The following is a 23,274-nucleotide window of genomic DNA, read 5'->3' on the forward strand; positions in this document are numbered from 1 at the left end:
CACGTATCAAAAGATGAAACATAAAATAATAATAGCAGGACTAATTTTAGCAAGTCTTTTTAGTGCTTGCCAAGAGTTTTCAGAAGATTATTTGGATGCTCCCGGAAAATCAACATTAGATGAACAGGATATTTTTTCTAATGAGGGATTAACCAAAGGTGCAGTTGATGGAATTAAAGTGGCCTTCGCTGAAACTAATGGACACAGAGGTCGTTTTCTTCCTTTTTACGGATTTAATACTGATACTGAGTGGTATAATGCTTCAGAATCTACTTCTGATGATAAAGCAAGTTTAAGTATTTACGACGCAAAGCCTACCAATAGCCAGATGAATCTGGAGGTAACAGATGGTGGTGGAGGTAACCCTTGGACATCTATGTATACGGGAATCGAGCGAGCTAATATTTGTATCAACGGTATTCGTAAATATGGTGACCCAAAACCAGGAACAGAATTTGGATATTTATTAGGAGAGGCATTAACATTACGCGCTGTATTTTACGCAGATTTGGTTAAAGCACATGGCGATGTACCTGCTCGTTTTGAGCCAGTTAATACAGAAACCATTTATTTGCCAAAATCAAGTCGTGATGTAATTTATAAGCAAATTATTCAGGATTTGGGAGAAGCCGCTACACTAGTTCCATGGCCAAATGAAAGTGCTGCTACTACAAGTGTAGAACGAATTAATAAAGCTTTTGTAAAAGGATTACGTGCTCGTTTAGCATTGGTTGCTAGTGGATTTCAGCAATATCCAGACGGTGTTCACAGAAGTAATGATACAGAACTTTCGGTAGATAAAATGTATAAATTGGCATTAGATGAATCTCGTTCGGTTATTCAGAGTGGAAAAGCTAATTTGGAACCTTCGTTTGAAACATTCTGGAGAAAATACAACCAGGAAAATATTACGGCAGGAGGGGAATCTCTTTGGGAAATTCCTTTTGCAGATGGTAGAGGAAGAATGTTATACAGTTTTGCTGTAAAGCATACAGATGTAGATCAATTTCATGCAAATGGACCTAACCGCGGAGGTTCGGCAGGACCACTACCTACTATTTTTTATGATTACGATAAAGCAGATAGTCGTAGAGATGTTACCTGTGTGCCTTATTTATATGGTAAACCTGTAAATGGAATTGCCAAGCAAGAATTAGGAGCGTTAAATAAATGGTATTTTGGTAAATACCGTTACGAATGGATGACTCGTTTTGTGACTTCTACAAATGATGATGGAGTAAATAAAATTTATATGCGTTATGCCGAAGTGCTTTTAATTGCTGCGGAAGCTGCTAATGAATTAGAAGGTCCTGCAGCTGCTGCACCTTACTTAAAAGAAATACGCAGAAGAGCTTTTGCTGCTGGAGATCAGAGTCAAAAAGTAGATAATTACGTAAATGGTTTAAGTAGTAAAACAGCAATGTTCAATGCTATTGTAGATGAAAATAAATATGAGTTTACTGGAGAAATGGAACGTAAACAAGCGCTTATTCGTTGGAATTTACTTAAAGTAAAATTAGACGAAGCCAAGCAAAAAATGTTTGATTTGCAAAAACACACAGGAGATTATGCCGATGTACCAACTACTTTGTATTATAAGTACAAAGCTGATAATGTAACTCTTGATATTTATGGATTAAATCGCGGTGAGAATGTAAATCCAGGACCAGATTATAGCTCTTCTCCTTGGAATACACTTACGGATAGTAAGATAAATTCGATTTACAAGATTGGAGTTGATCCAGATACAAGACAGTTTTGGCCAATATGGCAAAAGCTTATTGAAGGAAGCAATGGAAAATTGTTTAATGATTATGGCTATTAATATCTAACTTAAAACTAATTATAAATTATTAAGTTTATGAAAATAAAATATATACTAAAAGGATTAATAGCCACATTATTGTTCATGCTTGCTTTTGCTAGTTGCGAAACTTATAATGAAGGATTACTAGACGGAATAGGAGCAACCAGAGAGTTTTCGCCTATAGGTCTTACTGCGGTAGTTAGGAATCAAACTGCAGTTGATTTAAATTGGACTGTAAATCAAGATGCAGATCATTATGTTGTAGAGTTTAGCGCAGATGATGTAGATTTTAAGACTATTTATAAAACAGTTAACGTTAATCCACAAGAATTGCCGGTTCGTATACAATTAGAAGGAGAAACAACGTATTCAATTCGAATAAAAGCAGTGAGTTCAACAGGATTAGAAGATTCTAAATGGTCTGTTACTAAGGCAACCACATCATCAGAGCAAATTTTCTTAGCTAGCCAAGATGGCGACATAGAGTCGAATAAAGTTACCTTGAGATGGATTGCTAATAGTAATGTAACAGAAATAGTTGTTAATCCTGGCGCCATTAAACATGTTGTAATTGCAGAAGAAAAAGCAAACGGAATTGCGATAATAACAGGATTAAAAGGAGAAACACCTTATAGAGCAGAATTGTTTAATGGTACTAAAAAAAGAGGTTTTTTAGATTTTACAACAGGAATTGATATAGGAACAGGAATTTTGGTTAAACCAGAAGATGATTTAAGTGCTAAAATTGCCGATGCTGCGCCAGGAGCCGTATTAGTATTGATGCCTGGTGATTATACTGTTTTTAAAGGCACAATCAGTTTAAATAAATCAATCACTATTAGAGGATTATATAGCTATAAGAAACCATTACTACATGTAAACTTCTCACTTAATAATGGATCTACAATTCTTAATTTGATAGATTTAGATTTAAACGGAGATAAAACTCTTACTGATGCTGTTAAATACAATGAAGCAAATGTAACGTATGGTCCGCTTTTAATAAGTGGATGTAATATCCATGATTTCGGAAAATCATTAATATCTTCAAGTCAAGCCAACACAAGAGTTGGTTCGGCTATAGTAGAGAACACTGTTGTAACAAATGTATTGACTAATAATGGTGATTTTATTGACTTTAGGATTGCTCATTTAGGACAGCTTACATTAAAAAACAGTACGTTTAATAATTGTGCATTAGGACGTGATTTTATCCGTATAGATAATGCCAAAGATTTAACAGGGACAGGTTTAATCACTAATATATTAATTGATGGTTGTACGATATTTAATAATGGAATGACTGCTTCAAATAGAATTTTGTACATACGTTTTGTATCTAATGCAACGACAATTCGTAATACATTGTTTGCGCAAACAGCTGCAATCTTTGCAAATCAAGCTGTAACAGTAGCTCCAACATTTGTAAATAATAATTATTATAATTCAGCTGCACTTTTTACTACAGCTGCAACTCCTATAAAATTTGATAATTCTGGAAATTACACAACATTAGATCCTAAATTCACAAATGCTTTAAATGGTGATTTTACAGTTGGAAATCAGACATTAAAAGAGAATAATGTAGGAGATCCGCGTTGGTTTAAATAGCGTTATCTTATAAATTAGTTTAAAAAGAGGTATGCAATTTTTTGCATATCTCTTTTTTTAGCTTCAGTGTTTAGTGTCAGTTTACAGTACCAGTCTCAGTATGTAGCTCCTTACAGATAATTTTTCTCCACAAACTTTCTCCGCAATTTATAGACATTGCCAACGGTTTCAACCGTTGGAGCGCAATACATTATCACAACCTGTATCACACGGTTGAAACCGTGAGCTATGATTAAAATATTATACAATTTACATTTCACATCTCTCAATCACCACAACTGAAACTGTAAACTAGTACTGCAAGCTGAAACTGAACACTTAAAGCAATCGATTACTTTAATGTAATATTTGAATCTTATTTAAATTATTATAATAACAAATTATCAGTTTTTTTACACTTATTGTAATTTTAATCCTGTATATAAATTAAATACGTAATTTTTATTTAATTTAATTTGGCTCGTTCAAACTAATTTTATACTTTCGTGTAATCGATTACATAATTGTTGTTTTTTATTCAGAAAAGGCATTAATAATCGATATAGATGATTGTAAGTAAGTTTATAACGTCACAAATAGTTGCAGTTTTTAATGTGATTATACTGTTGGTTTTTCATACAGAGAAACAAGTTCATAATATTTCTGAATCCAATCCATGGAAAAAGAGGGATTAATCGCAAAAAAAAGCAGATTAGGTTTATTTACTAAAGAATATTAAAAGCATAAATTTTATTACTACCTATCTAATGATAAAAAAATAGAATCAATTATGAATTAAAATACTATCAATTAACCAAACCATTAAAACCAAACTATGAACATTAAACCATTATTAAAGAAAAAAATAAAATACAATCTTGTATTTTTATTTTTCCTGAATTTTCTGTTGAGCAATACCATAAATGCTCAATCTACTGTAATAGAAGGAAAAATTACCGATGCCGCTGGATTATCTCTGCCAGGAGTGAATATTCTAGAAAAAGGAACTAAAAACGGAACTTCGACAGATTTTGAAGGAAGTTTTAAAATAAATGTAACAAACAGTAAAGCTACCTTAGTATTAAGCTATTTAGGTTTCCAGACTCAAGAAGTGAGCGTTGCTGGAAAATCAAAAATTAATATAAGCCTTATCGAAGATACAAATTCTCTAAAAGAGGTAGTTGTTGTTGGGTATGGAACTGTTAAGAAAGCAGATCTTACGGGAGCAGTAAATACTTTATCATCTGCCAAAATAACCGAAAGAAATGTTACCAATCCTATGGAAGCAATTCAGGGAAGTATTGCGGGGGTTCAGGTGACTTCAAACTCAGGAAGAATTGGTGACGGATTTAATGTTATTATAAGAGGAGCAAACTCTATTAATAAAGATGGATCAAAACCTCTTTTTGTAGTAGATGGAGTGCCTACAGATAATATCGATTTCTTAAATCCGCAAGACATTGCCAGAATGGACGTACTTAAAGATGCATCTTCGGCTGCAATTTATGGTTCAAGAGGAGGAAGTGGAGTTATTATTGTAACTACAAAAAACGGAACAAATGCCAAAGCTGGTGTAACAGTTACTTTTGATACTTCTTATGGTAATAAACAAGCTGTGAGATTACCTAAATTAATGAGTCCTGAAAAATGGTGGTATTATCATCAATCAGCATTTTTGGCAACTTCTATTTCTGCAAGTAATCCAACTTATATGGATATAGATCCAACGGAGTTAAATGCTGCTGTAGGTCAAGGCGGAACCAATGCAGTTTTGTTTCAAAGGGTAGCAAATAACCAAAGTTACAATTGGCAAGATACTGTGCTTAAAGGCGGAATGACACAAAATAATTACTTTACAGTTTCGGGTCGTGCCGATAATGGATTGGCTTACAACATAGGTTTAGGTGCACAAAAAGAAACTGGAGTTATTGATAATGAAGGAATCGATAAATATACTTTTAAGGCAGGTTTGAATCATAAGATAAATGATAAAATCTCATTTGGGGTAAACCTAACAATGTCTAAAACTGACGAACAATTAGGAAGTGGAACTGCAATGCAAGAAGCTTTTAGACAAAATCCATATACATCACCATGGGCGATAGATGCATCGGGTAACGAAATAGTAGGTACGTATGCACAACAACCAGGTACTTTAAAATATCCAAATGGAGCACTTGGAATAAATAAAACAGGTTCATATAACCCGCTTTTAGAAATTGCTAATTCTAGCGACGAGATAAGAAGATTTACTACTATAGGTAGCGTATTTGCAGAGTACAAAGCTACAAGTTGGTTATCATTTAAATCAACTTTTTCAGCAGGAAAAATGGATGCCAGAGAAGGTAGATCATTAGGAGCACAAACAGATTTTGGACTTAAAAACAAAAGTTTAACATCTGGTGATGTAACCAATGTAGATAACTTTAATTACACTTGGGATAATCAGTTTAATATCAATTACACTATAAAAGATGCTCACGTATTTAGCTTTTTAGGACTTCAGAGTTTTTATTCAAATACAACCGAAACTTATTTTTCTTCTTCAAGAGAAAATCCTTTCGAGACCAGTTTTTATAATCTTCCTTCAGGAGCACAAGCAACTTATTCATTAACACCATCTGGTAATATTGCTTTAATTCCTTCAGGTATATTTATTCCGTATTCCAAAAATACATTAGAGTCTTATGCAGCTCGTTTAAACTATGCTTACAAAGGGCGTTATTTATTAACAGCTTCTGTACGATACGATGGATCATCGGTTTTATCCGAAGAAAATAAATGGACAGCTTTTCCATCTGTAGCTTTAGGATGGAATGTTCACGAAGAATCATTCATGAAAAATTTAAAATTTGTTTCAAACTTTAAATTAAGAGGAAGTATCGGTTATACAGGAAATGACAACGTAAGTCCATACTCAAGTTTAAGCGTTTTAAAAGTGCCAACATATTATGATTTTAATGGTACAGTTGCAAACGGATATACATCTGCAAGTTTAGGAAATACAGACCTTACCTGGGAAAAAACAAAAGAGGTAAACTTAGGTTTAGATTTTGGATTTGTACGTAACAGAATCTCTGGTAGTGTAGATGTTTATGATCGTTTGTCTAAAGATTTATTGTTCCAGCAAGCATTACCATTAGAGATTGGAGTTCCTACAATTACTTCAAACGTAGGTTCTGTAAGCAACAAAGGAATTGAGGTTGCTTTGGTAACCAAGAATATTCAAACTGAAAATGTGACTTGGGAAACCAGTTTTACATTTACTAAAAACGTGAATAAATTAGAATCTATTTACGGACAAGATAAAGTAGATGATGTGGGGAATAACTTATTTATTGGAGAAAACATTCATTCTTATTACAACTATGTTTTTGATGGAGTTTGGCAAGAAAGCGAAGCTGCTCAGGCACTTTCTTATGGTCAAAAACCAGGAGAAGCAAAAGTAAAAGATTTAAATAATGATGGTAAAATCGATGCTAATAATGATAGAGCCATCTTAGGAAATTATGATCCAAAATGGTCAGGAAGTTTCTCTACAACATTAAAAGTAAAACAATTTGATTTATCGATGTCTTTGATAACCAATCAGGGAATGACAGTATTTAGTAGTTTTCACGACAACTTTGCCGACGTGACCGATAGAGGACGCCAGAAGTTAGATTTAGGAGATTGGTATGTTCCTGCAAATGGAGCTGGTTTACCTGCACAATACTCAAACACAAACCCATTACCACGTGGAGCAGGAGTTTATTATGATACTAATAATGTTGCATTTTATAAAGACGCTTCATTTGTTAAAATTCAGAATATTGCTTTAGGGTATAGTTTTAATGATGAATTGCTAAATAAATTAAAACTTAAAAGCTTACGCCTTTATGTAAACTTCTTGAATCCGTTTGTATTTACAAATTACGAAGGGTATGACCCAGAATGGGCAACTGCCTCATTAGGAGTTAATAGAGTGTCTACAATGACAGTACAAATGGGATTAAGTTTAAAATTTTAAATTAAAGAAAGATGAAAAAAATAATAGTAATTATAGGAATACTAGTAACGACACTAAACTCTTGCTCGGATTATATCGATGAAGATAATCGTTCCTATGGTTCAGCAGAGCAATATTTTATTACTGCACCAGGATTTGAATCATTGGTAAATACAAACTACGCAGCCTTAAAAGATGTTTATGGAGGAGATCCATGGTTGTTTGAGGCAGGAACAGATATGTACTCTGAAGGAAGAAATCAAGAACCAGAAGGATTAGCTAAATATCTAACTCTTTCATCTTCTTCGCAAGGAGTCGATCAGTTGTATAGAACGTGTTATTCATCTATTCAGCAAGCCAATAAAGGATTGTATTATTCAGGAATAACCGAAAAATCAAGCACATTAGATACAAGAATAGGAGAGCTTAAATTTTTAAGAGCAAATGCCTATTTCTTATTAGTTCAAACGTATGGAGGAGTTCCGGTAGTATTAGAAAATATCAATACAGCAGTTACTTCATTTGACAGAAATACGGCAGAACAAGTATATACTCAAATTATAAAAGATCTTGATGAAGCACTTCCGCTAGTAGCTGACGGAGCATATACAGGAAGAGTTAACAAAAGAGCCGTTCAGAATTTATTAGCAAAAGTATATCTTACAAGAGGATACGAAACATTCGGAAACGCAACAGATTTTGCAACAGCGGCAGCCTTGGCAGATAAAGTAATTAATGGTCAGGCATTAGCTGTGTCATTTGATAATGTTGTAAAACCAGGAAACGAAATGAATGCCGAAACAATCTTTTCGGTTCAATTTTCAATCTCTTCAAATGCTACAGGAACAACATCATTAGGAAGTTCACAAAACTATTGGTTTAGTTCTTATTTAGGAGCAGCTGCATCAGGAAACCCATATCCTAACAGAAGTTACACACTTTGTCCTACAGTTTACGCTTTATCATTATTTGAAAAAGGAGACAAACGTTGGGAAGGAACATTCATGACCGAAATCTATAGCAGATATTACGATTATTATGATGTAGCCGATAAAACAGCATTAAAAATTGCTCATTTTTACGAGCCAAAATGGTTTACCCAAGCCGATAGAGATGCATATATAGCAGCACATAAAGATTTAGGAAAAGTAGTTGCACCAGCAACAACGCCTACAGGATACCATATTTGGGGATCATATTCTTCAGCTGCAGCAGCAGGAGGAGATTATAACCTTATTCCGGTTCGTAAATTTGATGATCCAAAAGCACCATATAGCGGTGCAACAAGCGTAAACTTTAATACAACGCCATATACCGTTGCGACAAACAGAAGCAGTACACGTGATTTTATCATAGCCAGACTTGGAGAAACATATTTAATTGCTGCCGAAGCTTACTTTAAAGCAGGAGATTCTCCAATAGCTTTAGCACGTTTAAACGAAGTAAGAAAAAGAGCTGGAGGAGGAGTAGCAGGAGTAATACCAGTACTAACAACAATAGATATTAATACAATATTAGACGAAAGAGGAAGAGAATTATTAGGTGAATATCACCGTTGGTTCGATTTAAAACGTACAGGAACTTTAGTACAAAGAACCGTTTTATTTAATCCTAAAGTAACAAGTGCAAATGCTTTTAATGGACAAAATGGAAATCTTAAAGTTTTAAGACCAATCCCACAAGCAGCATTAGATTTGAACAGAAATAATGATTTCCCTCAAAATCCAGCATATTAAGAAGCGTTAGTAATTAGTAATTCCATAATTTTTTTAAATTATTGTTTTTTGAGTTAGTTAAAAAGGAGTTTGATTATATGTCGAACTCCTTTCTTAACTAAAAATTATTTTTTTATAGATGATAAGAATATTGCTTTTTTTGTTGCTTTTTTTCAAAGCTATTGATGTACAAAGTCAGTATAGGATCGATACATCGTACACCGTAAAAAGCACCTATACAAAATTAATTAAGCGATATCCCTCTATAACAATTGCTCAGGCACAAAAGAATCAAGATGTTAACGCAGTTTATGATATAGTTTATAATCAGGAGAAAAGCAGAGAATTACATCTTGATGCTTTCATCAATAAAAAACAAAAATTAAATCCAGCCGTAATCATGATACATGGCGGAGGTTGGAAATCAGGAAATAAAAAACAAATGCAGGTTCTAGGACAGGAAATAGCATTAAAAGGATATTCTTGTCTTGCAATAGAATACAGATTATCGCTTGAAGCGAAATATCCTCAGGCAATTTACGATGTAAAAAATGCGATTAAGTTTATAAAAGATAATGCCAAAAGATTCCGAGTGGATCCAAACAAAATAGCTATTTTAGGATGTTCTTCGGGAGGTCAAATGGCTGCTTTGATTGGTACAACAAATGGAGATGTAGCTTATGAAGATGCTTTGTTTAAGAGTAAATCATCGGCAGCAGTAAACGCAATTATTGATATAGATGGAATTTTAGCTTTTAAACATCCAGAATCCGAAGAGGGAGAAATGGCAGCTTTGTGGTTAAATGGTTCTTATGAAGAAAATCCCAAGAATTGGAAAAATGCTTCAGCATTAACCCATACAAATAAAAACACACCACCAATACTGCTTATCAATAGTAGTTTGGACAGGTTTCATGCAGGAAGAGACGATATGATAACCATTTTGAAACAAAATAAGATATATAACGAGGTAAAAACGATAGAGAATTCGCCGCATTCATTTTGGTTTTTTAATCCATGGTTTGATGAAACAGTACAATACACAACACAATTTTTAGCTACAATATTTAAATAAATTAGAATAAAATGAAAACAATAATAACAGTATCGGCAGCATTAATTTTAGGACTTTCAAGTTGTAAAGCACAAAGCAAATACAATATAAAAACAGCAAAAACCTATGCCGAAATATCGGTAAAAACAGATGGTAAATGGGAAGGGCGCAAGTATATAGGAGGAACAGTTTTTAAGAATGTTGATAAACTAAAATTAGCTCCGGAACATACCGATCATTCATTTGATATTCGTTACGAAGGACCAGGATGGGAAAGTAACAGAATAGGATATCGTTTGTACTTAGACTGGAGAAATGCCATTGATATTTTTGGCAAAAAAACATCAGAAATGATTTTACCAATAGTAGGACAAGACAATTTTGACTCTTATCACGAAATGAGCGATTGGGGAGCAGATATTTTAAAAGCAGGAAAAGGAATCGGAATAGGTTCTATAGATCGTTATCTGGATAATAAAAAACTACATTTTTATGAAGTCGATTCAACATTGGCGTATGTACAAAATAAGGTAAATGAATCTAAAGTAAAAGTGAATTATTTTGGATGGAAAACAGCATCAGATAAAATTGATTTTACATCAGAATTAACCATTAAACCAGATCAATTATATACGCAACATACCATTAAAGCGTCTAAAGAAATTCAAGGAATTTGTACTGGAATTGTAAAACAGAAAAATGCTGAATTGCTTAAAAAAGAAAGCAAAAATAAAAAGTGGGCATACCTTGCTACATACGGAACACAATCATTAGTTCCTGATAAATTAGGAATGGCGATTTTTTATGAAACCAGTACAATCGAGAATGTAGCCGATACAGATTTAGATTATTTATTGGTTTTTAAACCAACCGCAAAAGCAACTTCGTTTTACTTCTTAGGCGCTTGGGAACAGGAAAAAGATGGTATAAAAAACAAAGAAGAATTTATAAAATACGTTGACGAAAGATTAGAAGTATTGAATAAAAAAGGCAAAATGTAATTTTTGTTTAATAGCCACAGATTAAAAGGATTAAAACGATTAAAAATATAATCTGCTTAATCTGCGTAAAGAATAGCATAAAGTAAACATATCATGATTAATCAATTAAATCCTTTTAATCTGTGGCAAAAAATAATAATGGATTAAAAATATAATCTGCTTAATCTGCCTAATCTGCGTGAAAAATAGCATAAAGTAAACACACCATGATTAATCAATTAAATCCTTTTAATCTGTGGCAAAAATATCAAAGAAATACATGCTTAAAAATGTTTTTATAAAGATAAACCATCCCAATTGGGTAATTATTTTTCTTCTGTTCAACAGTAGTTTAATAATGGGACAAAATAAATATGTTATTACTAAGGATTTAAAATGGTCTGAAAAAACTGCGCTTTCGATTATAAGCAAATACCCAAAAGCATGGCAGATTGATGGTGCCGAAAAACCAAAATGGGATTACAAAATAGGATTTGCATTGCTATCTTTTGAAAAATTATATCAAAAGAACCATAATCCAAAGTATCTGGATTATGTAAAAGAATACGCAAATGAATTGATAGATAGTTCTGGGAATATAACAGGTTATGACGCAAAAGAGAATAATATAGATTACATCAATCCGGGGAAAATCCTTTTTGATTTATACGATTTAACCAAGGAAGAACGCTATCGAAAAGCATTGGTTATTTTGAGAAATCAAATCGAGAGTCAGCCCAGAAATGAAAGTGGAGGATTTTGGCACAAACAAATTTATCCTAATCAAATGTGGTTGGATGGATTGTATATGGCAGAACCTTTTTACGCACGGTACACAGTTGAGTTTGAAAAAGGAAAAAAGCTAGATGACATTGCAAAACAATTTGAGATAGTCCAAAATCATTTTGTCGATAAAAAAACAGGATTGTTATATCACGCTTGGGACGAAAGCAAGCAAATTGCATGGGCGAATCCAGCAACAGGAACATCACCAACAATTTGGTCACGAGGAATGGGGTGGTACATGATGGCATTGGTTGATGCGTTGGATTATTATCCAAAAAACAACCCGAAGAGGAAAGTATTAGTTGGGTATTTAAACCAATTAGCGAAAGCGTTACTTACTTATAAAGACAAGTCGGAATTATGGTTTCAGGTAACAGATAAACCAGCGCTTAAAGATAATTATCTAGAACCATCGGGATCGGCAATGTATATTTATGCTTTTGCAAAAGGAGCAAATAATGGATATTTACCTTCGGAATATAAAGAGATTGCCGAAAAATCATTTGATGGTTTTATAAAAGAGTTTGTTAGATTTGGAGAGAACGGAGAATTGAATATAATAAACGTTTCTTCAAATGTAGGTTTAGGAGGAAATCCATTTAGAGATGGAACAAATGAATATTATGTTAACGGAAAAAAGAAAGACAACAGTTCCATAGCTTTAACAGCATTTATGTTGAGCGCAATAGAGTTGGATAAATAAAAATATAAAGCATATTTTAAAATGAAGAATATTATAAAACGAAATTATTTTGGGTCAATAGCATTGGTTTGTGTAATGACATTCATGAGTTGTAAAACTATTTCTCAAGAACCTGCAAAAACTACTATAGCAATTTCTAAAGATTTAAAATGGTCTGAAAGAATGGCATTATCTATAATGAAACGCCATCCCGAAGCCTATATGATTGATGACTTAAAAGAACCAAAATGGGATTATGTGCACGGATTAGTACTAACATCTTTTGAAGAATTGTATAAAAAGACAGGCGATGTTAAATATTACAATTACATAAAAAAGTATGTTGATGATTTAGTTCAAGAAGATGGTAGTATTAAAAGCTATAAATTTGAAACCTATAATATAGACATGGTTACGGCTGGTCGTTTATTATTTAATTTGTATGATACAACAAAAGATCAAAAATATTTAAAAGCATTAGAGCTTTTAAGGAAACAAATAAAAGAACAACCAAGAACTGCAAGTGGTGGATTCTGGCATAAAAAAATCTATCCAGACCAAATGTGGTTAGATGGATTGTATATGGGAGAACCATTTTATGCACAATATACAACCCAGTTTGAAAAAGGAGCAGAACTGAATGATATAGCCAAACAGTTTGAATTAATTCAAAAAAACGATTTGGACAAAAAAACAGGATTGCTTTTTCATGCTTGGGACGAAAGTAAAAAAATGCCTTGGGCAAATCCAGAAACAGGAACATCGCCTAATTTTTGGTCACGTTCATTAGGTTGGTACGCAATGGCATTAGTCGATGTATTGGATTATTTCCCAAAAGACCACCCGAAGCAAAAAGAATTGGTTACGTATTTAAATCAATTAGCAGAGGCTTTGGTGAAATTTCAAGATAAAAAAACAGGACTTTGGTATCAGGTAACCGATATGGGAGATAAAAAAGGAAATTATTTAGAATCATCAGGATCATCAATGTTTATTTATGCTTTCGCGAAAGGAGCAAACAAAGGATATTTACCAAAAAAATACAAAGACATCGCAAACAAATCTTTTGATGGATTAACCAAACAATTGATAAAAGTTGATGCCGATGGAGAAATTACAATTACGAATGCTTGCGCTGTGGCTGGATTAGGAGGAAAACCATACAGAGACGGTTCTTATGAATATTATGTAAACGAAAGAAAAAAAGACAACGATCCTAAAGCAACAGGTCCATTTATTTTGGCAGCATTAGAATTAAATAGATAATTTGAAATGAAACATATTAAAATCATAGTATTAAATCTAATTGCATTATTTGGGTGTAGCATAATGTTGCAAGCACAAAATAATTATAAAAATTGGAGTGATATTATTAGAAAGAGCGATGCGGCTTGGTTTGCAACGTCCGAAGCTCAAACCATTGCCGAGAATGTGTTGCTATACCAACGTAACATTGGTGGTTGGCCAAAGAATATCGAAATGCAGAAACGACTTTCAGAAGCTGAAAAGCAAAGTTTAATTGCATTAAAAAGTGACTTACACGATATCACGACCGATAATGGAGCAACGTGTCAGGAAATGCTTTTTCTGGCAAAAATGTACAAGCAAAAACTAGATGAACGTTATAAAAAAGCATTTCTTTTAGGACTTGATTATTTGCTAGAAGCACAATATGATAATGGAGGATGGCCACAATTTTATCCCTTAAAAAAAGGATATTATACCCATATTACCTACAACGACGATTCGATGTTTCATATCTTATCAATATTAAAACAAATCACAGAAACTTCAGATTATAATGGCATTCCTATTTCACAAGATTATGTTGCTAAAGCTAAAGTTGCTTTTGATAAAGGAATAACTTGTATTATAAAAACACAGTACAAACAAAACGGAGTCTTAACAGCTTGGTGTGCACAACATGACGAAAATACTTTGGCTCCAGCCAAAGCAAGAGCTTACGAATTACCATCTTTAAGCGGAAAAGAATCGGCTAAAATAGTATTATTATTAATGTCTATAGATAATCCGTCACCAGAAGTAATTACAGCAGTAAAAAGCGCTTGTGCCTGGTTTGAAAAAACTAAAATCACCAATCTCGAAGAAAAACGAATTCTAAATGATGCAGGAAAAATTATCGATAAAAAAATGATTCCTGCAACAAATGTTTCACCAATTTGGGCGAGGTTTATGGAGCTAGACAACAACGAACCATTTTTTTGTGATAGAGATGGAGTAAAAAAGAAATCTCTGGACGAAATAGGAGGAGAACGCAAAAATGGCTACGCTTGGTACACAGATGAACCAAAAGAACCTTTAAAAAAATACCCAAGTTGGGAGAAAAAATACGCTTTTGAAAAAAGCGAAAAAAAAAAGCTGAATCCGAAAACGTAATTACTGTTGCGCAAGATGGATCAGGAGATTTTAAGTTAATTCAGGATGCGATAAATGCAGCCAAAGCTTTTCCGTATGAAAATGTAACGATTCATATTAAAAACGGAACGTATTATGAAAAAATACGAATCCCAGAATTCAATAACAATATTTCGTTAATTGGTGAGAGTAAAGAGAAGACGATCATTACCTACGATGATTATTTTGGTAAGATGAATTTAGGCAGAAATAGTACTTTTTATACCTACACAATGCTGGTAGAAGGGAATGATTTTTCGGCATCTAATTTAACGATTCAAAATTCATCAGGAGATATAGGACAAGCAGTTGCTTTATCTATTATGGGAGATAATGCCTATGTTTTTAATTGTAATATATTAGGAAACCAAGATACATTATATGCCTCGGGAAACAACTCCAGGCAGTATTTTAAAGATTGTTATATCGAAGGAACAACCGATTTTATTTTTGGGAAAGCCACCGTATTATTCGAGAATTGTCAAATTCATAGTCTTAAGAATTCATATATAACAGCAGCATCAACACCCGAAGGCGCAGCATTTGGGTTTGTCTTTAAAAACTGTACCCTTACAGCCGATAAAAATGCAACGCAAGTATACTTGGGGAGACCATGGCGTATTTATGCTAAAACCGTTTTTATAGAATGCAAAATGGGAAATCATATAGTACCACAAGGTTGGGAAAACTGGTCTAAACCCGAAGCCGAAAAAACAGCTTTTTATGCCGAATACAATTGTAGTGGTGAAGGATTTAAACCAAAAGAAAGAGTTAAATGGTCGCATCAGTTAACAAAAAAAGAGGCTAAGAAATATACAGTTGAGAATGTTTTTTCTAAGGTTCAAAGGGACTGAGGTTTAGAGTGACAAAGGTTCAGAGTGACAAAGGTTCAAAGTAACAAAGGTTTTCTGTAGAGACGCACCGCAGTGCGTCTACGCAATAAAGGCTCAAATCTAATAATCCAAAAGTCTAATATTCTAAGAAGTCTAATAATCTAAGAAGTCTAATTTATGAAATACAGCTTTCTTTTTTTACTATTAATATCATTCAATTGTTTTGCGCAAACGGTTGATTTTCCGACAAGCAAAGTCGATTCAATTGTCAGCAGAATTAAATTACCAGTAATTCCCTCGTATCAAATAAATGTTGTGAGGCTTGGCGCCAAAGGAGATTCTGTGAGTGATAGCAAACCTGCTTTTGATAAAGCGATGGCATTGTGCAAGAAAAATAAAGGCGGAACGATAATAGTTCCTAAAGGAATTTATAAACTCAATGGACCAATACATTTTGTGAGTAATGTAAGGTTAGTGATAGAAAAAGATGCTAAAATTAAATTTAGTGACAATCCTAATCATTATTTACCATTGGTACTTACAAGTTGGGAAGGAACAATGCTTTATAATTATAGTCCATTAATATACGCCTATGGATGTACGGATATTGCTATTACAGGCGAAGGAACAATAGATGGCGAAGGAGGAAATACGTGGCGTAGTTTTAAAGCCAAAGAAGGAGCAGGTAAAAAATTAAGCCGCGAAATGAATCATAATAATGTTCCGTTAAAAGATAGAAAATTCGGTGATGGATATTTTTTAAGACCGCAGATGATTCAGTTTTTCAATTGTAAAAATATTTTGGTTGAGAAAATCAGAATTGAAAATTCACCATTTTGGTGTTTACATTTATTAAAATCCGAAAGTATAACTGTTAGAGATGTAAGCTATAAATCTTTGAATCATAACAACGACGGAATCGATCCTGAATATGCCAAAGATGTATTGATAGAGCGAATTACATTTAATAATGGCGATGATAATATTGCTATTAAAGCAGGTAGAGACCATGAGGGAAGAGCAAATTCGGATACGCCAAGTGAGAATATTGTAATTAGAAATTGTAATTTTAAAGGACTTCATGGTGTAGTTTTAGGAAGTGAAATGTCGGCAGGAATTAAAAACGTATTTGTTGAGAACTGCAAAACTGTTGGTTACTTAAAAAGAGGGATTTATTTAAAAACAAATGCGGATAGAGGTGGCTATATAAAAAATGTTTTTGTTCGAAATATCCAATTAGACGAAGTCGAAGATTGCTTGTATATTACCGCTAATTATCATGGAGAGGGAAGCGGTTTCCCATCTGAAATTTCAGATATTTCATTCTCTAATATTTCGTGTAATAAAGTTACGGGAACAGGAATTGTAATTCAGGGATTCCCAGAGAAAAAAGTTAAAAACATCACATTGGATAACATCGAAATCAAATCGGCTAAGAATGCAATTTCGAATAGTAATGCCGAAAATGTAACGATGAGTGAGGTTTTTATCGGAGAGAAAGCAACTGTGCCTACGGCGGTTTCTTTAGGAAGGCTCTAAGGTTCAAAGAAGCAAAGGGAAACAAAGGCGCAAAGGTTTTCTGTAGAGACGCACCGCAGTGCGTCTACGCAATATTAGGTTTATCCATAAAGTAACCCCAAACTTGTCTTTCTGACGAAGGAAGAATCTCCACAAGAAACTAACACAAACTTGTCATAAATTGTCGAGCTCCTCGCGGAGACCCTTCGTTCCTCAGGGTGACAAGATTGAGGAAAGAAAGGTGCAAAGGAACAAAGGTTCTAAGTCACAAAGATTTTCTGTAAAGGCGCACCGCAGTGCGTCTACGCAATATTGATTTATCTATATCTAAGATGTTTAAAAAATAAAAAAATGAAATATTACTTATTAATCATATTACTAATTACCCTTAATGTTTCTGCACAAAAAACAACTTTGTATTGCATTGGAGATTCTACTATGGCGAATAAAAAAGATCCTGAGCAAAATCCAGAACATGGTTGGTGCCAGGTATTGCAGCCATTTTTTAATGAAAGTATTATTGTTGAGAATAAAGCTGTAAACGGACGAAGTACAAAAAGTTTTATTGATGAAAAACTATGGGAAGCAGTATATAAATCACTTAAGAAAGGGGATTATGTTTTTATTCAGTTTGGACATAACGATGAAAAAATAGCTGATTCTCTTAGATATACTAATCCACATACGGCGTATCGACATAATCTAATTCGTTTTGTGACAGAAAGTAGAGAAAAAGGAGCAATTCCGATTCTGTTTTCGTCTATTGCCAGAAGAAATTTTAATGAACAAGGTGTTCTAATTAGCACACATGGAGATTACCCTTTAGAAGCCAGATTGGTTGCTAAGGAATTAAATGTGCCATTTATCGACTTAGAATATTATACGGAATTATTAGAACAATCTTACGGTCCTGAAAAATCGAAGAAATTACATTTGCATTACAAGGCAGGAGAAATTGCATTTTATCCAGAAGGCAAAGATGATGATACGCATCTTTCTTTATTGGGAGCAACCGAAATTGCAAAAATAGTGGTGGAACAAATTAAGCTTTCGGATAATCCGTTGCTTAAAAATCTCAAAAAAGGAATTAAGAATTAAATATTTACTCCAAAAAGATAACCAACTAATGCTGATATTCCCATAGCAAAAGTACCCCAAATAGTAATTCGTAATATTGCTTTAGTAGTATCAGAACCACCAGCTTTGGCGGCTAATGCTCCAGAAAGTGCTAGAAAGATTATGGCAAAAACATATTGATATAGTACAATTTCTTTAAGAGGAGCAAAAATTGAAACAAAGAGCGGTAAAACACCTCCAGCAATAAATGATGCTGCCGATGCAAGAGCAGCTTGTAGAGGTCTTGCCTGAGTGATTTCGTTAATACCTAATTCGTCCCTTGCATGAGTTTCCAGAGCATCGTGAGCAGTTAATTGTTTGGCAACCTCTTTGGCAAGTTCGGGTTTTAATCCTCTTTTTTCATAGATGTCTGCAAGTTCTTCTAATTCTATTTCAGGCATTGTTTTTAATGCAATTTGCTCTCTTTCTAAATCTGCAGTTTCGATATCAGATTGAGAACTTACCGAAACATATTCGCCAGCAGCCATAGACAAAGCACCAGCTACTAAACCAGCTATGGTAGCCAGAATAATAGGTTCACGAGTTGTACTGGCAGCAGCAATACCAATAGCTAAACTTGTGGTTGATAAAATACCATCATTGGCACCAAGAACTGCTGCTCGTAACCATCCACTTCTGTTTATATAATGATGTTCTGCTTCCATGCTATTTAGTTGCCTTTCGGGATAGTTTTGATATATTCTTCCTGTGTTCTTTGAACACCACCAAAACTTTCTTTTAAAGCATTTTTTATTTGCAAATGTGTTTTGTTACTAAATGCTTTTTTCCAATCATTTAAGTCATAAATATGTATCTCTTTTGCATAAACATTTGTAGCAAAGGTAATTCTGGAGATTGAATATTTATAAGATTTTAGTTCATGCGATACTTGACGGTTTGGTACAATGATTAGAATTGTTTCCCAGTCAAGGTAATTTTTCGGGATATCTTCGCGTGAGGTAAGACCTAATGCATTAAAAAGAAGCTTTATTTTTTCATCATTAAGCTTATTTAATTTTTTGTCTATTACAGAGAGTTCCTTACTCAGCAAGGTTTCATTTTCAATAGCACTCATGGTAATAATTTTATAATTAAAGGATAAAATTAGTATTAAAAATTGGCAAAGATCTTTGTTAGTCGGTTAGACTGGTTCTAAATTTTAGAAAGGGATTATTTTAAGAGCTTTAGGTCGGTATGATTGGGGTAAATAGATAGATACTGTCATTTTGTTAGTGTTAATAGTTTATGTTAGGATTTTTTATGTCAATACTTCATTTATTTATGAAAAAATGACAGGTTTTATGGTTTGGTATTTATTTTGTTATATGCATGATGTTGATCAACATTTTTAATGATTATTAAATTATTTGTATAACTATTAAAAGTAAATCATCATGTTAAGTATCAGAAATAACGGAAACAATACACAATCATTTCCATCACTATTAGACGATTTTTTCGGACGTGAACTTTTTAACTGGGAAAACAGCAATTTTTCATCTACAAGTACAACTATACCATCAATAAATATTAAAGAAACTGATGAAAATTTTGAAGTAGAAGTTGCTGCACCAGGAATGGATAAAAAGGATTTTAATGTTACTCTTAACGATAATTTATTAACGATATCTTCTGTTAAACAGAATGAGAAAGAAACAGTTGAAGATAATTATACTCGAAAAGAATTTAGTTATCAATCATTTCAAAGAAGTTTTGAATTACCAAACAATATAGTTGACGAAGAAAAAATAAAAGCACATTACGATAACGGACTTTTACACCTTGTTATTCCTAAAAAAGAAGAAGCAAAGGAAAGTAAATCTCCACGAGTAATTGAAATTAGTTAATACTAAATTTGATAACTCAAAAACAATTACATTTAGTTTTTTTTAATAGGGGTCGTCTCAATATGAGACGGCCTTTATTTTTTTTATATCGTTTAGCATTGAAAACATTCAAGTTAGACTTACTAAGAATTTCAGTAAGCCCTTGTCCTTTGATTTTAATTCACTAAATTTAAGTGTTCTTTAATTTTTAAAGATTTATTTCAAAATAAAACTATTATCAATTTAACTAATACTTTTTACTATGAATTATATCCCTTTAATCGGCAGAATCTTATTTAGTACAATTTTTATGTATTCTTCTATCGCAAATTTTTCAGATTATTTTGTTTATGAAGCTACGGCAAAAGGAATACCATGTTCTTATATTTTGGTTCCTTTGGTGGGGATTTTTGAATTATTGGGAGGATTAAGTATTTTAACGGGGTTCATGGCCAAATGGGGTTCATGGTTGATAATTCTTATTCTGTTACCAGTAACATTTGTAATGCATGATTTCTGGAATATTGAAGATCCAGTTCATCATCAATTGGTTCTTATGACTTTTATGAGAAACCTTTCTATTATTGGGGCAGCATTAATGATTTCTTTTTTTGGAGCTGGGCCTTATAGTTTTGATGAATATAAAGCTAGGAAATAAGATTGTACTCAAAAGTTAACTATATAAGTAATGTAAGTTCATTTAAGTTTTATGCTTATGTTTTCTTAGATTACTTATATGGTTAAAATATTTTTTCAATTGGTTTTATTCTGTTTTTTTGATGGAGCTAAATCGTCTTTACGTTCACCTATTTGCTGTCTCCACATAGCATAATACAATCCTTTTCTTTCTACAAGCTCATTATGATTTCCTTGTTCAATAATTTTCCCACGTTCGAGTACAAATATAGTATCGGCATGCATTATGGTCGATAATCGGTGTGCAATGAGAATGGTAATTTGCTGTTTGTCTGCAGATATTTCTCTAACAGTTTGTGTAATTTGAGATTCAGTAAGAGAATCTAATGCCGAAGTCGCTTCATCAAATATTAATATCTTTGGTTTACGTAATAAAGCTCTGGCTATAGAGAGTCGTTGTTTCTCGCCACCCGAAAGTTTTTTTCCTCCTTCGCCAAGAACAGTATCAAGACCTTTCCCAGAATTAATTATAATAGGAGTTGCAGATGCTTTCTCTATTGCCGAAAGCATTTCTTCATCTGTAGCATCGGGTTTAACAAATAGTAGATTCTCACGAATAGATCCAGAGAATAGTTGGGTATCTTGTGTTACAAACCCCATTTGTCTGCGAACACGATTGTATCGCAAATCTTTAATAGATATATCATCATAAAGAATATCGCCTTCTACAGGACGGTATAAACCTACCAATAATTTTACAAGAGTTGATTTTCCTGAGCCAGACGGTCCTACAAATGCAATATTATCGCCTAGTTTTGCTTTAAAGGTAATATTCTGAATGGCGTTATAACTGGCATTTTTATGTCTGAAAACGACATCATTAAAATGTAATTGGCTAATTGCGCCAACTTCTACAGGATCTTCAGGACTATATTCTGGTTGCTTTTGCATTAGCTCATTAAAAAGAAACAAAGCAGTTTCGGCTTCACGGTAGGATATTATAATGCTGCCAAGATCTTGTAACGGACTTATAATTCCAGAGGATATAAACTGCATAGAAATAAGTTCGCCAGGAGATAAAACGTTTTTAAAAATAAGCCATAGTAGTATAAATAGAATAGACTGTTTTAGAAATATCAGAATACTGCCTTGAAGAAAAGTCAGAGTTCGCATTTTTTTGACCTTTTCCATTTCTAGATCATATATTTCCTGAGTATGAACTTTTAAACGTCTAATTTCAGGATAAGTAAGACCTAGACTTTTTACAAGTTCTATGTTTCGTAAACTTTCGGTTATAGTACCACTCATTTGTCGGTTTTGTCGAATAAGCGAACGTTGTAATGTTTTTATCGAACGACTTAAAATGCTTGTCAATCCGCCAAGGACAACTACACCAATAAAAAATACAGGAATAAGTGCCCAATGTTTCGTAATAGCATACCACATTAAAAAACCGATGCCTACTACCGATGTAAATAGGATGTTTATAAAAGACGAAATAAATTTCTCGGTATCAGTACGTACTTTTTGTAATACCGATAAAATTTCTCCGCTGCTTTGATCTTCAAATTCCTGAAAAGGTAATCTTAGTGTTTGTCTCAAGCCGTCATTAAAAATTTGCATCCCAAACTTTTGCACAATCATTCGTAATACATAATCTTTGAGCGAAAGGAACAAACGTGCCGCAAGGGCTACGATAACAGCTATTATTAATAATTTTATAACACCTTCTTCTTTGCTACTGTTGCCTTGTTTGTTGTTTAAGGCATAATCGTCGATGATTTTTCCAAAAATAATTGGATCATAAAGTGAGAGTATTTGCGATATCCCAGCAAAAAATAAAACAAGTACGATAAGCCAACTATACGGTTTAAGGTATTTCCAGAATAAAATCATATGAATCTTAATTGAAATGAATACACAGCTATAACTAGCAAAAGAATTATAAAGATATTAAATAAAGAAATGAATACTAGTAGTATTGATTTTGGATTTGAAAATTCAATTTTTTTAGCAGGTATTTTTTAGGATTATTTATTTTCAGACTATAATAATTATATAAACTTTAAAATTATTTATTTTATTTTAAAATACTGTAATTCAATTAATTATGTTTTATTTGTACTGATTTACTTGCTGTTATACAGGAATTTGTTTATATCTTTATAAGACCCAAATCTTATCATTATGAAACGAATTATCATATTAATACAACTAGGTTGTTTGTTGTTCTGAAAAGTTTGTGATGCTTAATTGGGTATCATAAACTCTTAATTAAAAAGATACTTAGAGTTATCTTATTCAATAAGCTTTTTATTATTCTTTAAT

Annotated in this window: 17 protein-coding genes; 14 read left to right on the forward strand and 3 right to left on the reverse strand. The window is 33.0% G+C overall.

Annotated elements, in window-relative coordinates:
• Positions 1–13: 13 nt before the first annotated feature.
• The 12 genes from ACJ6WR_RS21080 to ACJ6WR_RS21135 all read left to right on the forward strand — a co-directional run bounded on the left by ACJ6WR_RS21080 (position 14) and on the right by ACJ6WR_RS21135 (position 18,466).
• Complete coding sequence (locus ACJ6WR_RS21080; protein ID WP_409416401.1) at positions 14–1,825, forward strand: RagB/SusD family nutrient uptake outer membrane protein; 1,812 nt, start codon at positions 14–16, stop codon at positions 1,823–1,825.
• Between the two features lie 36 nt (positions 1,826–1,861).
• Positions 1,862–3,418, forward strand: coding sequence for a DUF4957 domain-containing protein (locus tag ACJ6WR_RS21085; RefSeq protein WP_409416402.1), 1,557 nt, complete (start codon positions 1,862–1,864; stop codon positions 3,416–3,418).
• Positions 3,419–4,232: 814 nt separating this feature from the next.
• Positions 4,233–7,406 (forward strand): SusC/RagA family TonB-linked outer membrane protein, encoded by a 3,174-nt coding sequence (locus ACJ6WR_RS21090; RefSeq protein WP_409416403.1) that lies wholly within the window; start codon positions 4,233–4,235, stop codon positions 7,404–7,406.
• Positions 7,407–7,417: 11 nt separating this feature from the next.
• On the forward strand, positions 7,418–9,121 hold the full coding sequence (locus tag ACJ6WR_RS21095; protein ID WP_409416404.1) for a RagB/SusD family nutrient uptake outer membrane protein: 1,704 nt from the start codon (positions 7,418–7,420) through the stop codon (positions 9,119–9,121).
• A 118-nt stretch (positions 9,122–9,239) separates the two neighbouring features.
• Positions 9,240–10,175 carry an alpha/beta hydrolase fold domain-containing protein gene (locus tag ACJ6WR_RS21100; RefSeq protein ID WP_409416405.1) on the forward strand — a complete coding sequence of 312 codons (936 nt, stop codon included), beginning with the start codon at positions 9,240–9,242 and terminating at the stop codon, positions 10,173–10,175.
• Positions 10,176–10,186: 11 nt separating this feature from the next.
• On the forward strand, positions 10,187–11,155 hold the full coding sequence (locus tag ACJ6WR_RS21105) for a DUF4861 family protein (protein ID WP_409416406.1): 969 nt from the start codon (positions 10,187–10,189) through the stop codon (positions 11,153–11,155).
• 337 nt (positions 11,156–11,492) lie between these two features.
• The gene (locus ACJ6WR_RS21110; RefSeq protein WP_409416407.1) at positions 11,493–12,623 is read left to right on the forward strand and encodes a glycoside hydrolase family 105 protein; all 1,131 of its coding nucleotides are present in this window, start codon (positions 11,493–11,495) and stop codon (positions 12,621–12,623) included.
• Between the two features lie 21 nt (positions 12,624–12,644).
• Positions 12,645–13,868, forward strand: coding sequence for a glycoside hydrolase family 105 protein (locus tag ACJ6WR_RS21115; protein ID WP_409416408.1), 1,224 nt, complete (start codon positions 12,645–12,647; stop codon positions 13,866–13,868).
• 6 nt (positions 13,869–13,874) lie between these two features.
• Positions 13,875–14,999, forward strand: a complete 1,125-nt coding sequence (gene pelA, locus ACJ6WR_RS21120; protein ID WP_409416409.1) for a pectate lyase — start codon at positions 13,875–13,877, stop codon at positions 14,997–14,999.
• 50 nt (positions 15,000–15,049) lie between these two features.
• Positions 15,050–15,871, forward strand: a complete 822-nt coding sequence (locus tag ACJ6WR_RS21125) for a pectinesterase family protein (RefSeq protein ID WP_409417944.1) — start codon at positions 15,050–15,052, stop codon at positions 15,869–15,871.
• Between the two features lie 156 nt (positions 15,872–16,027).
• Positions 16,028–17,389, forward strand: a complete 1,362-nt coding sequence (locus ACJ6WR_RS21130) for a glycoside hydrolase family 28 protein (protein ID WP_409416410.1) — start codon at positions 16,028–16,030, stop codon at positions 17,387–17,389.
• A gap of 330 nt (positions 17,390–17,719) precedes the next feature.
• On the forward strand, positions 17,720–18,466 hold the full coding sequence (locus ACJ6WR_RS21135) for a rhamnogalacturonan acetylesterase (protein ID WP_409416411.1): 747 nt from the start codon (positions 17,720–17,722) through the stop codon (positions 18,464–18,466).
• On the opposite strand, the gene ACJ6WR_RS21140 is transcribed toward ACJ6WR_RS21135, so the two are convergent.
• Both ACJ6WR_RS21140 and ACJ6WR_RS21145 read right to left on the reverse strand, forming a co-directional pair.
• Complete coding sequence (locus ACJ6WR_RS21140; protein WP_039115616.1) at positions 18,463–19,149, reverse strand: VIT family protein; 687 nt, start codon at positions 19,147–19,149, stop codon at positions 18,463–18,465. The genes ACJ6WR_RS21135 and ACJ6WR_RS21140 overlap by 4 nt on opposite strands.
• A gap of 5 nt (positions 19,150–19,154) precedes the next feature.
• On the reverse strand, positions 19,155–19,559 hold the full coding sequence (locus tag ACJ6WR_RS21145) for a hypothetical protein (protein WP_039115615.1): 405 nt from the start codon (positions 19,557–19,559) through the stop codon (positions 19,155–19,157).
• A 319-nt stretch (positions 19,560–19,878) separates the two neighbouring features.
• Between ACJ6WR_RS21145 and ACJ6WR_RS21150 the strand changes: the two genes are divergently transcribed.
• Together ACJ6WR_RS21150 and ACJ6WR_RS21155 are read left to right on the forward strand one after the other, a co-directional pair.
• A complete protein-coding gene (locus ACJ6WR_RS21150; protein WP_039115613.1) occupies positions 19,879–20,331 on the forward strand; it encodes an Hsp20/alpha crystallin family protein in 453 nt (150 codons plus the stop codon).
• Between the two features lie 241 nt (positions 20,332–20,572).
• Positions 20,573–20,968 carry a DoxX family protein gene (locus tag ACJ6WR_RS21155; RefSeq protein ID WP_039115611.1) on the forward strand — a complete coding sequence of 132 codons (396 nt, stop codon included), beginning with the start codon at positions 20,573–20,575 and terminating at the stop codon, positions 20,966–20,968.
• Between the two features lie 95 nt (positions 20,969–21,063).
• Here the strand turns inward: ACJ6WR_RS21155 and ACJ6WR_RS21160 are convergent, their stop codons facing one another.
• Entirely contained in the window at positions 21,064–22,842 is a 1,779-nt protein-coding gene (locus ACJ6WR_RS21160; protein ID WP_409416412.1) for an ABC transporter ATP-binding protein, read from the reverse strand.
• Positions 22,843–23,274 lie beyond the last annotated feature (432 nt).

This window comes from Flavobacterium sp. PS2 (genome assembly GCF_046250155.1).
GTDB lineage: Bacteria > Bacteroidota > Bacteroidia > Flavobacteriales > Flavobacteriaceae > Flavobacterium.